Below are 12,509 nucleotides of genomic sequence, written 5' to 3'. Positions count from 1 at the left end.
GAGGTGGATAGGTCTGGGGTGGAAGTACGGCGACGTATGCAGCTGACAGATACTAATCGATCGAGGACTTAACCTATTTTTAAAAGTAGTTACTTGAACTACACAATGTCTTTTATTCAGTTTTGAGTGAACAATTAAATTCTTTTTTAAAAGGGTTGACAATATACACTCAGTTTGGTATAATAATCATGGCTTTAAAAACAGTTCAGTGACGATAGCGAAGAGGTCACACCCGTTCCCATACCGAACACGGAAGTTAAGCTCTTCAGCGCTGATGGTAGTTGGAGGTTTCCTCCTGTGAGGGTAAGACGTCGCTGATCTGTAACTATAAGCTACATACTTTGTGCCACGTACCAATTAATATTATTCCGCAGTAGCTCAGTGGTAGAGCAATCGGCTGTTAACCGATCGGTCGTAAGTTCGAGTCTTACCTGCGGAGCCATTTTATTGGAGAGCTGTCCGAGTGGCCGAAGGAGCACGATTGGAAATCGTGTAGGCGGTTTGCGCTGCCTCAAGGGTTCGAATCCCTTGCTCTCCGCCAGATACACAACTCTAACTTATATGGCCCCTTGGTCAAGCGGTTAAGACACCGCCCTTTCACGGCGGTATCACGGGTTCGAATCCCGTAGGGGTCACCATTTTTACACAGTATTATTTTTACCCAGGAGGATTAGCTCAGCTGGGAGAGCACCTGCCTTACAAGCAGGGGGTCGGCGGTTCGAGCCCGTCATCCTCCACCATTCAATTTAATTATATTATCGCGGGGTGGAGCAGTGGTAGCTCGTTGGGCTCATAACCCAAAGGTCGTAGGTTCAAATCCTGCCCCCGCAACCAAGGTCCCGTGGTGTAGCGGTTAACATGCCTGCCTGTCACGCAGGAGATCGCGGGTTCGATTCCCGTCGGGACCGCCATTATTTTTTCCTACATACGCTTTGTGTTAAGACGAATTCTTAAACATAGCAAATGTGGCTCAGTAGCTCAGTCGGTAGAGCAAAGGACTGAAAATCCTTGTGTCGGCGGTTCGATTCCGTCCTGAGCCACCATTTAATTTTAAAGTTTTATGCCGGTGTAGCTCAATTGGTAGAGCAACTGACTTGTAATCAGTAGGTTGAGGGTTCAAGTCCTTTCGCCGGCATCCTTACTGGTGGGGTAGCGAAGTGGCTAAACGCGGCGGACTGTAAATCCGCTCCCTCCGGGTTCGGCGGTTCGAATCCGTCCCCCACCACCATTTAGGGGCATAGTTCAACGGTAGAATAGAGGTCTCCAAAACCTTTGGTGTGGGTTCGATTCCTACTGCCCCTGTATTTTAATTAAATTATTATGGCGGTCGTGGCGAAGTGGTTAACGCATCGGATTGTGGTTCCGACATTCGGGGGTTCGATTCCCCTCGTCCGCCCCATTTTTATTAAATTACTCAACACTATACTATAATAAATAATACCATGGCGGTCGTGGCGAAGTGGTTAACGCATCGGATTGTGGTTCCGACACTCGGGGGTTCGATTCCCCTCGTCCGCCCCATAGGTGGGGTATAGCCAAGCGGTAAGGCAACGGACTTTGACTCCGTCATTCGTTGGTTCGAATCCAGCTACCCCAGTAGTTTTTTGCGGAAGTAGTTCAGTGGTAGAATACGACCTTGCCAAGGTCGGGGTCGCGGGTTCGAATCCCGTCTTCCGCTCCACTTTGTTGGCGGCATAGCCAAGCGGTAAGGCACGGGTCTGCAACACCCTTACCACCGGTTCGATTCCGGTTGCCGCCTCCAAATTTTATATTTTAACATGCCCGAGTGGTGGAATGGCAGACACGTCGCACTCAAAATGCGATGCCGCGAGGCGTGCCGGTTCAAGTCCGGCCTCGGGTATCACCAAAAGAACACAGCATATGCTGTGTTCTTTTTTTGTTTTATAATATAGTTCCATAATATTTGTGGTTCTATAATATTTTATTGGATACGCTCTTCATTGTAATAGTTAAAATAAGTAATTACCCATTCAACTACGTCTTGATATCGTTGGGAGTTAAACTTAACATATTGAAATACTTCAGACTTTATATTCGATTGAAATGATTCAATCACTGCGTTGTCCCAACAGGTCCCACTACGCGACATACTGCTGACAAGGTTTATCCCTGATGCAAACTTGGTATACATAGGACGTGTACACACTTCCTTGATCTCTGATATATACAATCACTTCTTCGGCCTGATTACGGATAGCCAGTGCCTCTTTTTAACATGTCAATTACGAGTGGGGTCTGTTGATGGTCGTATAATTTGTAAGCCACAATCCGATAATTGAATAGATCCATAATAGTACCATTTCTTGTTAGGTTCACTAGCTGCGAAGTTCCGTTTAAGAAGATCAGGCGCAACTATGTTAGTTTACCCTTAAGATTTCCACTTCCTTTTGGGCTTGATCCGATATTGTAAATGGTTCTTTTGCATGATGATCTGAACAGTATTGCGATTCAACAACTGAAAGTACTTTACTAACTCCTACCGAACACGATCTGTAATAGTTAGCTCTCGGAACGCCTAACGCGGACAAAATGGCTGTAATTGTATACTTCTTTGTTAGTTTTTCTACAATCTGCAGAACTATTTCTTTATTAACATTCTTTCGAGCTCCATGTACTTTATTTGAATTTCGATATTCATCTTCAAGTGTGATAATTGATGTTCCAGTTTGTCGTCTTCACTTACTAACTTGGGACTGTGACCGTAAGTTTATTGCATACCAATTGGTTGGTTAAACTGATAAAACTCGTTCGCACGGTACCATTTGATATAAGTCTTAATCTGTGAATAATTTTTACTTCCATACCTCTCCGTAATTTCTGCGTTAGTCAATTCAGCACCTAACTTATCCTTGACGAACATTCATTTTACTTCGCTTGAATATACGTTTTTACCCACACAAAAACACCTCCGATATAAGTACTTTTTATAAGTGTACCACTTTGAAGTTGTATTCTATTTAACATGGCATTTTAGAAGCTGACCAATTTTATCTAATAAGAATGGACTGAAAACGGAAAAAAATTCAATTCAAGCAATACCTATCTTTACAGTTAGTAATGAGAGAGAAATTGTGGATGTTTTGGATTTCAAACGGTAACTGTGTTGATGTAGATGAGATGATCACTTCTTAGCTCATCTTCTCTACTTTATCGTTTACACCCATTTCCGGACATGGCATTGTCTTCAATATATACTTTCTGTCGCCATTTATAAAGCAATTGTTCAGATATACCTGGTTCACACTATTATTGTTAAACGTTACGTTGCCAGTGGGCATCATTCTAGCAATCACCATGTCTTTATACTTTTTTGTAGAGCTAGAATCATTTTTTTATTAATCCTCATTTAGTAACTATAACGGGTGGGTTCTATATGACAGCTAGACTAACAGAGGACGGGAAGACAATCTTCAGTCTTAACAGAAGTATACTCATTCGGGGTGAAGGATTCGCTATCGGGGTCAAACGAGAGTACGACCCTAATTTACGTTTGAAACTAAACCAAACGCTTCTGGCTTCATGCTAAATGTAAATCCAGTTGATTGGTTAGTTTGTCCAACTAATTTTAATGGAAATCATTAGATAAATCCAGTTTAAGTATAGAATATTCAGTAAATGTATCGACATTATAAATTTTAGATGTAAAATCTTAATATACAATGAACACAGGAAATTCATGTATATAGGCATTAATTATAGGGTTTAGCTTTTTGTATGTAAAACTAAAGATAACTAGTAGACATTATTGAGAGGATTTGGCTGTGAAACAATGAAGGGAAAAGGGAATGCTAGTCTGGAAGTTTGACGGTTTGTTGATTGGAAGGAGTATATATTGAAGCATTAAAAAATATTTCTATACGCCACAAAGCTATTGATAAACTGAAAACCTATTAAAATGATTGAAGAGTTTAAAAGGCTATCCAATGTCTAGTAGACACTTGAGGTAAAGAAGAGTCTAATAACGAAGCATTTCTAATACAATGGCTAAAATTTCTAGCTTTATAATTCAGCAAAATAGAACATTGAAAAAGATGAATACTTAACTAATTATCGTACTGAATGAGGGGGAAAGAATAATGGCGCTTTATGAATTACAAATTTGAAATTAAAAGGAATCAAAGCTAATGGTTACAAATCAGTAATAAGTACAGAAGGTTGAGATGAAAGTCTCTAGTACAGTATTTTGATTTAACTGAATAAAAGACCAATTTTAAACCGGAAAAACAAACATATTGATAAAAGAAGGGGAGGAATATTTTTGAAAGTATATATTTTACAAAGATTATTATCTTTAATACCTATACTACTAGTCGTTGCGGTAGTTGTATTCTTTTTAATACATCTTACTCCGGGAGATCCGGCGACCATAATACTTGGACCTGAGGCACTTCCACAAGACATAGAAAAGTTGCGGACAGAGTTGGGACTTGACTTACCAATATTAGAGCAGTTCTTTCTATGGTTTCTAGCATTGCTAAAGGGTGATCTTGGATGGTCATACTTTATGGAGATGTCAGTTTTGAAAGCGTTTACAAGTCATTTAGGTCCTACACTCTCTCTTGCCATTTTTGCCTAAATTATATCAATAGTTATTGCATTACCTTTTGGTATTATTGCAGCGACTAAGCGGGGCAGAAAAGCGGATCAGTTTTTTATGGTATTTGCTTTACTTGGAATTTCCGTACCTAGTTTCTTATTAGGTCTATTGCTAATGTTACTATTCTCGGTAAATCTAGGATGGTTACCTGTCGCTGGATATAAACCTTTAAGTGCAGGATTATTAATTCACTTAAAATTCCTCTTATTACCGGCGATAACCTTAGGAGCAATACAGGCAGCGCTAATCGCTAGAATGACTAGATCTTCTATGTTGGATATCTTAAGTATGAATTATATTAAAACAGCACATGCAAAAGGAGTGAAAGAAAGAACAGTAGTTTATAAACATGCATTGAGAAATGCATTTATACCTATTTTGACAGTTATGGGGCAAACGTTCGGAACATTGATAGCGGGTGCAATTGTAGTGGAAGTCGTATTTAACATACCGGGAATTGGCCAATTAATTATCAATTCGGTATCCCGTAGAGATTACGCAGTTATTCAAGGAACAGTCCTATTGATTGCAGTTAGCTATGTGTTTGTAAATCTGATCGTCGATTTATTATACGGGGTTATAGATCCTCGTATTAGGCTCAATAGAAAGTAGGGGGATGGGTGATGAATACTATAAATGAAGTAATTATTAAATCAGACACGCTATCACAAAATAAAAAGGAGCTCTCTATTGAAAGACGTGCTCTATTTATCAGACGCGTATTGGCTAATAAAATGATTGTAACAGGTGGTGTAATCCTATTCTTTATAAGTCTGATTGCACTTTTTGCACCAGTTATAACGCAGTTTTCACCATATGAATTAGAATCAACGAATCGTCTGAAAGCACCTAGTGCAACGCATTGGTTCGGAACTGATAATTTTGGCCGAGATATATTTAGCCGTGTCGTTTACGGTGCGCGAGTGTCGTTAGTTATTGGAATATCTGTTGCGCTTATTACGGCGGTCATTGGTTTATTTCTCGGATTATATTCGGCTTATTATCGAAAGTTGGATCATGTACTTATGCGATTCGCAGATGGTTTAATGGCATTCCCATCAATTCTTTTGGCTATCGCTATTATGGCTGTAATGGGTCCAAAGGCCATAAATGTTGTTATTGCACTAGTAATTGTTGAAAGCCCTGTCGTGGCAAGGGTTGTTCGTTCAGCAGCACTTGTGATTAAAGAACAAACGTATATAGAAGCGATGAAAGCACAAGGAGCAAGTGCATGGAGAATTATTTGGGGGCATATTGCGCCGAATATTCTACCATCATTAATTGTACAAATTACTTATGTATTTTCTGTATCTATGATTATAGAAGCAGCACTAAGCTTCTTGGGAGCTGGAATACCTGCCCCGTCTCCAAGTTGGGGAAATATATTATTTGATGGGAAAAGTGTTATTTATAGTGCTTGGTGGATGACTGTATTCCCGGGAGCTTTCCTTTTATTGGCCGTCTTAAGCTCTAATTTACTTGGTGATGGAATACGTGATTTGTTAGATCCTCATTCAAATAAAGCTAACAAATAAGGGAGTAGTACTAATATGTATAGTTAGATCTAAGGAGGGTTTACGATGTCAAGTACTCATTTACTAGAGGTAAATAATTTGAAAACTACTTTCTCTACTGAGAAAGGTCCGATCACAGCAGTAGATGATGTTACATTTATTGTCAAGGCGGGAGAGGTTTTAGGAATTGTAGGGGAATCTGGATGTGGAAAAAGTGTTACTTCCGAATCAATAATGCGATTATTAAATGAACGTTCCACTAAGTACGAGGGTGAAGTTCTTTTTGAAGGGGAAAACTTATTACATCTCGATAACAAAGAAATGCGTAACATTCGAGGGAATAAAGTATCAATGATATTTCAAGATCCTATGACCTCTCTTAATCCAAGTCAAACCATTGGCCATCAAATTGCGGAAGTAATTATACTTCACCAAAAACTTAAAAGAAAAGAGGCCTATAAAAGAGCGGAAGAAATGTTGCGCTTAACAGGCATTCCTTCGCCAGAAAAAAGAATTCACGAATACCCGCATGAAATATCTGGTGGGATGAGACAAAGGGTATTAATTGCGATCGCATTAGCATGTAAGCCTAATTTGTTAATAGCGGATGAGCCGACAACTGCTTTAGATGTAACGATTCAAGCACAAATTTTGGACCTTATCAATGACTTGAGAGATGAAATGAATATGGGTGTAATTATGATTACACACGATCTTGGTGTAGTCGCTGAGGTATGTCAGCGTGTGGTCGTTATGTACCTTGGTCAAGTAATTGAAGAGAGTGATGTCGAAGAGCTGTTTTCACGTCCGCTTCATCCTTATACGAGAGGCTTGCTTCAATCAATTCCACAGCTCGATGGTGACCGCTCACAAAAATTACACGTTATCGAAGGGATAGTTCCATCATTATACGAGGTTCCAAAGGGCTGCCGTTTCGCACCACGATGCTCGTTTGCAGATGAACTTTGTCTGAGTGAAAGTCCTACTTTGGAAAACGTAAACAAAAACCAAAAAGTTAGATGCTGGCATTATGAAAAGATTATGCAAAAGGAACTTTCCTGTTAAAAGATTATTGGAGACTAGGTCACAAAATGCCTATTGTTAAATAAAATCTGAAGGAAAATTAGCGTGTCGAAATATTTACTGACAACTTTACAACGGTTTAAACCGTTGATATATCAATACTTACAGAGGGAGGTAATCAAAGATGTTACAGCCGTATGAAAAAGAGAAACCTCTTCTACAAATAAAAGGTTTACAAAAATATTTCCCTATTAATAATAGTTTTGGGAAAACGGTTAGCCATGTTAAGGCAGTTAATAACGTAACTTTTGAATTGTATGAAAAAGAGACATTAGGGATTGTTGGAGAGTCTGGTTGTGGAAAAAGTACAATGGGTAGAACAATCTTACGTTTAACTGAACCAACAGCAGGAGAAGCGTTGTATAAGGGGCAAAACATTTTCAAGTTTGATGATAAAAAGTTCTTATCAGTTAGAAAAGATCTACAAATGGTTTTTCAGGATCCACATTCTTCATTGAATCCTAAGAAGAGAATTGGTTTCAGCATCGAGGAACCAATGAAGATTCAAAATATCGGAACGAAAAATGAGAGAACAGAAATAGCAATGGACTTACTTAATAAAGTAGGTTTACGGGCGGACCAATATTACCGGTATCCTCATGAATTTTCAGGAGGTCAAAGACAACGTATTGGATTGGCAAGAGCAATGGCGGTTAATCCGAAAATCATTATTTGCGATGAACCTGTATCCGCATTGGATGTTTCGATACAATCTCAAGTAATTAACTTATTACAAGAATTACAAGAAGAGTTCAAGCAATCGTATTTATTTATCGCTCATGATCTAAGCGTAGTTCGTCATATCGCCCATCGAATTGGCGTTATGTATTTAGGGAACATAGTAGAGTTAGCGACTACAGATGAGCTATTTAAAAACCCGCTACATCCGTATAGTCAGGCATTATTATCAGCGGTACCTATACCGAACCCAACTGTGAAAAAAACACGCATTATTATAAACGGTGATGTTCCATCGCCAACAAATCTTCCTTCTGGATGCGTTTTTCACACAAGATGTCCGCATGCAATGGACCGATGTAAGGTGGAAGTACCACAGCTGACAAAAGTCGCTCCGGGGCACACTGTAGCTTGTCATTTATACGAATAAATATAGTTTTCTCACTAATAATGAAGTATTATTATAAACAATTTGTCATTAAAGAAATTGTAGACTTGGAATATTGTGACATATATTGGATTTCAAGGCGAAAGACAAGAAAAAGAGGAGGTGTTTTTAAGTTTAGGACATGAAAAGTAATGTATCAGTTATGAAAGAACGCTTTAAAAGATGTTACGTTTATATTTGCGATTTCCTTGAAGCAAATGTGTTATTCAGTCTAAAAATTGTTTTAGAAAAGGGTAGGGGTGAATCATTATGTATAGAATATTGATAAGTTTGTTATTGGTCATTATCATAGCAGGTTGTTCAAATGATAATGGAGATGGTGGAAATGAAAATGGTGAAAGCACACTGAATATAGGTTATAATGCTCAGCCAAATTCGATTGATCCGCATATTTCAAATACGGCTACTACCACAGATGTAAGTCGTCATATATTTGAGCAGCTTCTCGCATTTAATGAAAACAATGAAGTTGCACCATTGTTAGCGGAATCCTATGACATCAGTGAAGACGGTAAAAATATCACTTTTCACTTACGTAAGGATATTAAATTTCACAATGGTAAAGTAATGACAGCAGACGATGTTGTTGCTTCAATGGAACGTTGGAGAGGATTAAATGGTAAAGCAATTGCATACTTATCAAATTCTGAATTTGTAAAAGAGGATGAAAATACGGTGATTCTACGTATGGACAAACCTTTAACAATTGTGCAATATATTTTAGCTATGAGTAGTAATTTTGGTGCAATTATGCCTAAAGAAATAATTGAGGCGGCCGATACAGCTACTGGTGTTAAAGAGTATATTGGAACAGGTCCATTTAAATTTGTTGAGTGGAAGCAGGATCAACATATTAAATTAAGTAAAAATGAAGATTATAAATCACCTTCTGGTGAAGCTAGTGGACTAGTAGGAAAAAGAGAACCTTTGGTTGATAACATATACTTCCATATTGTTAAGGATGCATCTACTCGTGCAGCTGGAATTCAAACAGGAGAGTATGATTTATCTACTCAAATTCTAACTGATAATATTGAGCAATTAAAGAATGATCCAAATTTAGAACTACATCTACAACCTGCATCATTTTTAACGAGTGTATTTAATAAGAGTAAAGGATTGTTTGCTGATCAGCGGGCTAGGGAAGCCGTGAATTTAGCAGTTAATAAAGAAGAGGTTATGATAGCTGCTTATACAAGTGATGAGTATTATGCTTTAGAACACGGTTTAATGTCTGAAAGTTATCCTGTATGGCATAATGACGGAGGAAAAGATAAGTATAACGCTTATGATCCGGAGGCTGCGAAGAAGTTATTAAAAGAAGCAGGATATAATGGTGAAACTATCCGTATAATTGCTACACGTGATTATGAGGATCACTATCAAGCTGCGGTCGTTCTTCAGCAGAAACTCGAAGAAATCGGAATGAAAGTAGATCTAGAAGTATATGATTGGCCAACGTTATTAGAAAAAAGAACCGATGAGAACGCGTACGATATTTATATGATGGTTTTCCTTACACCAACAGACCCTACGCAAATTCAATATCTCGATTCTAGATATAAATTCCCAGGATGGACGAATGATCCAGAGATTGATAAATTGATTGATGAAATGATTGTTGCTCCTACACCAGAAGAGGCGAAGGAAATATTCACGAAGATACAAGAGAAAAACTGGGAGTATCTACCTGCCGTAAAGTATGGTGATATAAAGCGACCTCAAATTACGAGTAAAGAGATTTCTGGCTTCAAGTTTTTCCAAGGACCAGTCTTATGGAACGTTACAAAAGAATAACTGGTTGGTGATGATTATTCTAAGCGTGTTTCTAAGAATATGTGCAGTCTATTAGCTTTTGAAAAGCACTGAGTTAATTGCATTTAAAAAATCAGTTATACTCTAAAAGGGGATTTTATAATATGAATACAGTTGAGCTAATTATTATAAATGCGAATATTTTGACGCTTGATAAGCAAAATAAACGTGCCAGGTCACTGGCGGTGAAGGATGGTCGTATTAGTGGCATATGGCCTGAAAATAGACCACCAACCAGTGAAGTGAATGTTACATCTAGTACGGAAGTTATTGATCTAGCAGGCGCTACATTACTTCCGGGGTTTATAGACACGCATAATCATATTCTTTCCTACGGTCTTATGAAGGATAAAGTGAACTGTAGCACACCGCCTAATCGCGCGATTGCGGATATAGTAGAGTTGATTGATTGCTATGTGAAAAAGGCCTCAAAGGGAGCATGGATAGAAGGATACGGTTATGATGATACGTTACTCGAAGATCATCGTCATCCAACAAGGGACGATTTGGATAAAGTATCTCCCAATCATCCCGTTTTCATTCGGCATATCTCCGGTCATTTAGGGGTCGCTAATTCGCAAGCGCTTCAATTGGCAAATTTAACAGATGACTCTTCCGATCCCAAGGGAGGTCATCTGGGAAGAGATTCTAATGGCCGACTAAATGGTGTGCTCTATGAACCCAATGCTATGAAGCTTGTTAGGAAACATATTCCTGAACCGACGAAAGAACAAATGGTTTCGGCATTAGGGAGCGCCTCAAAAGATTATTTGGCTCAAGGAATTACAACAAACAGTGATGCGAATGCGGGTGCGAATTTTGGTTTGAAGGAAATTGAGGCGCACATCGAGGCGGCCGTGCAAGGCGTCAATCCGATGCATACTCGGCTAATGGTCAGCTATGACAATTTAAAAGAAGGTCAGCTTTTCGGTGGATATTCTGCTGAAAGGTTAAATCAAGAATTAGAAGAACGTTCTAAAGGTCGTGTTAAATTAGATAGCGCAAAGTTTTTTCAGGATGGCTCAATACAAGGAATGACGGGAGCTTTGAGGAAACCTTATAATAATGAACCTAGCATTACCGGCAATCTAATTCATGATCAGGGTACTTTCCAAGAAGATATACTTGCTCTGCACAAACGAGGATTCAGAATAACAACGCACGGGAATGGAGATCGTGCAATTGGATCAATTTTGGATGCATATGAGTACGCGTTAACTAAACATCCAACCGTAGATCATCGTCATCGAATTGAACACCTTCAGACTGCAACGACAGAGGATTTGGACAGAATGAAGAACCTTCAAGTGGCTGGGTCATTCTTTATTAATCACGTCTACTATTGGGGGGACAGGCATGAACGTCTATATCTTGGTCCAGATAGAGCCAGACGTATCAGTCCGCTGAAAGACGCAATAGACCGTGATCTATTATTCACTTTACATTCCGATTGTCCTGTTACACCGATTTCACCATTATTTTCAGTATGGGTAGCTGTAAACCGAATCACGAGAGAAGGACGAGTATTGGGTCCCGAACAACGATGTGATGTTATCACTGCCTTGAAATCAATGACGATATATGGTGCGATATTAAACTTTGACGAACAAAATTCTGGAAGTATAGAAGTAGGAAAGCGTGCAGATTTTACAGTGCTTGAAGAAGATCCAACGAACATCGATCCAAAAGATATAAAAGACATAAAAGTCCTTTCTACATTTATAGATGGTTTACCCGTATATGGCCAGCAAAAAATAGCAACTACTTAAGGAAAACAGATATCAGGTAAATTAACTTTGGCGCTAGCCTGAAAAATAAGACAAATAAAAACACCTTGCGTTGAAAATAAGGTATAGAACCTTATGAATTCAATGTAAAGGTGTTTTTCTATGATAACGAGAGTAAGTTATTCAGTGGAATTTCATAAAAAACAATAGACTCACTTGCGTATATAAGCATATAATTATAAACTGTTAGTGGAGAGGAGGGATGAAAGATGAATACAACCGTAACGATTGATCTGCAGCGAGCATCACAACTATTAAAATTGCTAGGAGATCCAACACGTTTAACGATGTTGAAGTTACTCAAGTCACATGAATGTTGTGTATGTGAATTTGTTGAGATTTTTAAAATGAGTCAGCCGGCGATTAGCCAGCACTTGCGTAAACTTAGAGATATTAAGTTAGTTAAAGAAGAACGGAGGGGACAATGGATTTTCTTCTCGATTAATGAAAATCATGAAAATTACCCGTTTATTCAAAGTATCCTTGAACATCTCCCAGAACAGAATGAATCAATTGCAGAACTAGAAGAACAAGGGCTTCGAGTTTGTTGTCAATAAGGAGGAAGT

Annotated in this window: 8 protein-coding genes, 16 tRNA genes, 1 rRNA gene and 1 pseudogene; 24 read left to right on the top strand and 2 right to left on the bottom strand. The window is 38.6% G+C overall.

Annotation, left to right across the window (positions count from 1 at the left end):
* Positions 1-204: 204 nt before the first annotated feature.
* The 17 genes from rrf (at position 205) to CSV79_RS14070 (ending at position 1,861) form a co-directional block, all read left to right on the top strand.
* Positions 205-320: ribosomal RNA gene (gene rrf / locus CSV79_RS14150) — 5S ribosomal RNA — on the top strand.
* 47 nt (positions 321-367) lie between these two features.
* Positions 368-442 (top strand) — tRNA-Asn (locus CSV79_RS14145).
* A gap of 7 nt (positions 443-449) precedes the next feature.
* Positions 450-541: transfer RNA gene (locus CSV79_RS14140), tRNA-Ser, on the top strand.
* Between the two features lie 22 nt (positions 542-563).
* Positions 564-638 (top strand) — tRNA-Glu (locus CSV79_RS14135).
* A gap of 26 nt (positions 639-664) precedes the next feature.
* Positions 665-740, top strand: a tRNA-Val gene (locus CSV79_RS14130).
* Between the two features lie 19 nt (positions 741-759).
* Positions 760-834 (top strand) — tRNA-Met (locus tag CSV79_RS14125).
* Position 835: 1 nt separating this feature from the next.
* Positions 836-911, top strand: a tRNA-Asp gene (locus CSV79_RS14120).
* 56 nt (positions 912-967) lie between these two features.
* Positions 968-1,043, top strand: a tRNA-Phe gene (locus CSV79_RS14115).
* Between the two features lie 19 nt (positions 1,044-1,062).
* Positions 1,063-1,135 (top strand) — tRNA-Thr (locus CSV79_RS14110).
* An 8-nt stretch (positions 1,136-1,143) separates the two neighbouring features.
* Positions 1,144-1,228, top strand: a tRNA-Tyr gene (locus CSV79_RS14105).
* A gap of 3 nt (positions 1,229-1,231) precedes the next feature.
* Positions 1,232-1,302: transfer RNA gene (locus tag CSV79_RS14100), tRNA-Trp, on the top strand.
* A 21-nt stretch (positions 1,303-1,323) separates the two neighbouring features.
* Positions 1,324-1,399 (top strand) — tRNA-His (locus CSV79_RS14095).
* Between the two features lie 46 nt (positions 1,400-1,445).
* Positions 1,446-1,521: transfer RNA gene (locus tag CSV79_RS14090), tRNA-His, on the top strand.
* A 4-nt stretch (positions 1,522-1,525) separates the two neighbouring features.
* Positions 1,526-1,597 (top strand) — tRNA-Gln (locus tag CSV79_RS14085).
* A 9-nt stretch (positions 1,598-1,606) separates the two neighbouring features.
* Positions 1,607-1,681: transfer RNA gene (locus tag CSV79_RS14080), tRNA-Gly, on the top strand.
* Between the two features lie 7 nt (positions 1,682-1,688).
* Positions 1,689-1,762: transfer RNA gene (locus CSV79_RS14075), tRNA-Cys, on the top strand.
* Between the two features lie 18 nt (positions 1,763-1,780).
* Positions 1,781-1,861, top strand: a tRNA-Leu gene (locus tag CSV79_RS14070).
* Between the two features lie 81 nt (positions 1,862-1,942).
* Here the strand turns inward: CSV79_RS14070 and CSV79_RS17475 are convergent.
* Together CSV79_RS17475 and CSV79_RS16875 are read right to left on the bottom strand one after the other, a co-directional pair.
* The gene (locus tag CSV79_RS17475) at positions 1,943-2,110 is read right to left on the bottom strand and encodes an integrase core domain-containing protein (protein ID WP_158232551.1); all 168 of its coding nucleotides are present in this window, start codon (positions 2,108-2,110) and stop codon (positions 1,943-1,945) included.
* Between the two features lie 618 nt (positions 2,111-2,728).
* Positions 2,729-2,881, bottom strand: a complete 153-nt coding sequence (locus CSV79_RS16875; protein ID WP_158232550.1) for a hypothetical protein — start codon at positions 2,879-2,881, stop codon at positions 2,729-2,731.
* A 1,398-nt stretch (positions 2,882-4,279) separates the two neighbouring features.
* Between CSV79_RS16875 and CSV79_RS14060 the strand changes: the two are divergent.
* The 7 genes and pseudogenes from CSV79_RS14060 to CSV79_RS14030 all read left to right on the top strand — a co-directional run bounded on the left by CSV79_RS14060 (position 4,280) and on the right by CSV79_RS14030 (position 12,500).
* Positions 4,280-5,230 (top strand): annotated as a pseudogene (locus CSV79_RS14060) (ABC transporter permease).
* A gap of 11 nt (positions 5,231-5,241) precedes the next feature.
* Complete coding sequence (locus CSV79_RS14055; protein WP_099689696.1) at positions 5,242-6,153, top strand: ABC transporter permease; 912 nt, start codon at positions 5,242-5,244, stop codon at positions 6,151-6,153.
* A gap of 45 nt (positions 6,154-6,198) precedes the next feature.
* Positions 6,199-7,197: an ABC transporter ATP-binding protein gene (locus CSV79_RS14050; protein WP_099689695.1), complete on the top strand. Its 999-nt coding sequence runs from the start codon at positions 6,199-6,201 to the stop codon at positions 7,195-7,197.
* Positions 7,198-7,339: 142 nt separating this feature from the next.
* Positions 7,340-8,323, top strand: a complete 984-nt coding sequence (locus CSV79_RS14045; protein WP_099689694.1) for an ABC transporter ATP-binding protein — start codon at positions 7,340-7,342, stop codon at positions 8,321-8,323.
* Between the two features lie 267 nt (positions 8,324-8,590).
* A complete protein-coding gene (locus CSV79_RS14040) occupies positions 8,591-10,138 on the top strand; it encodes an ABC transporter substrate-binding protein (RefSeq protein ID WP_099689693.1) in 1,548 nt (515 codons plus the stop codon).
* A gap of 122 nt (positions 10,139-10,260) precedes the next feature.
* On the top strand, positions 10,261-11,925 hold the full coding sequence (locus CSV79_RS14035; RefSeq protein WP_099689692.1) for an amidohydrolase: 1,665 nt from the start codon (positions 10,261-10,263) through the stop codon (positions 11,923-11,925).
* Positions 11,926-12,152: 227 nt separating this feature from the next.
* Positions 12,153-12,500 (top strand): ArsR/SmtB family transcription factor, encoded by a 348-nt coding sequence (locus CSV79_RS14030; RefSeq protein ID WP_099689691.1) that lies wholly within the window; start codon positions 12,153-12,155, stop codon positions 12,498-12,500.
* The last annotated feature ends 9 nt before the right edge of the window (positions 12,501-12,509 follow it).

Origin of the sequence: Sporosarcina sp. P13 (genome assembly GCF_002743055.1) — a bacterium.
GTDB lineage: Bacteria > Bacillota > Bacilli > Bacillales_A > Planococcaceae > Sporosarcina.
Note: the sequence above shows the minus strand (reverse complement) of the source record. Positions and strands in the feature narration are given on the sequence as shown.

Coding starts and splice junctions, on each gene's coding strand:
- CSV79_RS14035 (WP_099689692.1), top strand. CDS start 10,261: ATGAATACAGTTGAGCTAATTATTATAAATGCGAATATTTTGACGCTT.
- CSV79_RS14045 (WP_099689694.1), top strand. CDS start 7,340: ATGTTACAGCCGTATGAAAAAGAGAAACCTCTTCTACAAATAAAAGGT.
- CSV79_RS14050 (WP_099689695.1), top strand. CDS start 6,199: ATGTCAAGTACTCATTTACTAGAGGTAAATAATTTGAAAACTACTTTC.
- CSV79_RS14030 (WP_099689691.1), top strand. CDS start 12,153: ATGAATACAACCGTAACGATTGATCTGCAGCGAGCATCACAACTATTA.
- CSV79_RS17475 (WP_158232551.1), bottom strand. CDS start 2,110: ATGTCGCGTAGTGGGACCTGTTGGGACAACGCAGTGATTGAATCATTT.
- CSV79_RS16875 (WP_158232550.1), bottom strand. CDS start 2,881: ATGTTCGTCAAGGATAAGTTAGGTGCTGAATTGACTAACGCAGAAATT.
- CSV79_RS14040 (WP_099689693.1), top strand. CDS start 8,591: ATGTATAGAATATTGATAAGTTTGTTATTGGTCATTATCATAGCAGGT.
- CSV79_RS14055 (WP_099689696.1), top strand. CDS start 5,242: ATGAATACTATAAATGAAGTAATTATTAAATCAGACACGCTATCACAA.